This window comes from Acinetobacter sp. ANC 4218, assembly GCF_002135245.1.
In the GTDB taxonomy this organism is placed as follows: domain Bacteria; phylum Pseudomonadota; class Gammaproteobacteria; order Pseudomonadales; family Moraxellaceae; genus Acinetobacter.
In genome coordinates this window covers 1-1,010 of record NZ_NEGD01000035.1, presented here as the reverse complement: position 1 = coordinate 1,010, position 1,010 = coordinate 1, and the positions used below count along the sequence as shown (strand labels likewise).

Annotated in this window: 2 tRNA genes and 2 rRNA genes; all 4 read right to left on the bottom strand. The window is 44.3% G+C overall.

Going from position 1 to position 1,010, the window contains the following annotated elements:
* Window positions 1–239: ribosomal RNA gene (locus tag B9T38_RS16520) — 23S ribosomal RNA — on the bottom strand; the annotation flags it as partial.
* 365 nt (window positions 240–604) lie between these two features.
* Window positions 605–680, bottom strand: a tRNA-Ala gene (locus B9T38_RS16515).
* A gap of 38 nt (window positions 681–718) precedes the next feature.
* Window positions 719–795: transfer RNA gene (locus tag B9T38_RS16510), tRNA-Ile, on the bottom strand.
* Between the two features lie 61 nt (window positions 796–856).
* A 16S ribosomal RNA gene (locus B9T38_RS16505) occupies window positions 857–1,010 on the bottom strand; the annotation flags it as partial.

Below are 1,010 nucleotides of genomic sequence, written 5' to 3'. Positions count from 1 at the left end.
AGGGAATCTCAATTGATTTCTTTTCCTAAGGGTACTGAGATGTTTCACTTCCCCTCGTTCGCCTCGCAACACTATGTATTCATGTTGCGATACCTACCTTATGGTAAGTGGGTTTCCCCATTCAGAAATCTCCGGATCACAGGATATTTGCCGCCTCCCCGGAGCTTATCGCAGGCTATTACGTCTTTCATCGCCTCTGACTGCCAAGGCATCCACCACATGCACTTAATTACTTGACTATACAACCCCAAACAGTCGTTTGATCCTACAAGTAGATCAACCAACATAACAGTTTAGAGCACTGTGCACTTAAGCACCGTACAGCTTCAATTAGATTCATATACCAAAACGCTTGATTCAGTTTAATCGCTAGTAACTCATTTCATCCAACTTTCACAATTACTTGCTAGGTTGTTTAAAACGAGTATGAACAATTTATTTCAACTCAAATATATTCTGTTAATGATTAACTGCCATCTCGTCGATGAACAGTAAACTGTGATAAATCACAGAGGTTAATAACAATGCCGCGCATTATACGCCGCTTTCTTACTAAGCTCTATAAGCTATCTAACCGTTTGCTTATTATGCATCCGAAGATACATGGTGGAGACTAGGAGAGTCGAACTCCTGACCTCCTGCGTGCAAAGCAGGCGCTCTACCAACTAAGCTAAGTCCCCAGCTTATCAATAAGTCAATGTATCTATGAAGTATGTCATGGTGGGTCTGACAAGACTTGAACTTGTGACCCCACGCTTATCAAGCGTGTGCTCTAACCAACTGAGCTACAGACCCTCAGATACATCGTCATGAAGAACAACTTGTTGTGGATTCTTACCGATCGTCAATCTTTCGTTAAGGAGGTGATCCAGCCGCAGGTTCCCCTACGGCTACCTTGTTACGACTTCACCCCAGTCATCGGCCACACCGTGGTAAGCGTCCTCCTTACGGTTAGACTACCTACTTCTGGTGCAACAAACTCCCATGGTGTGACGGGCGGTGTGTACAAG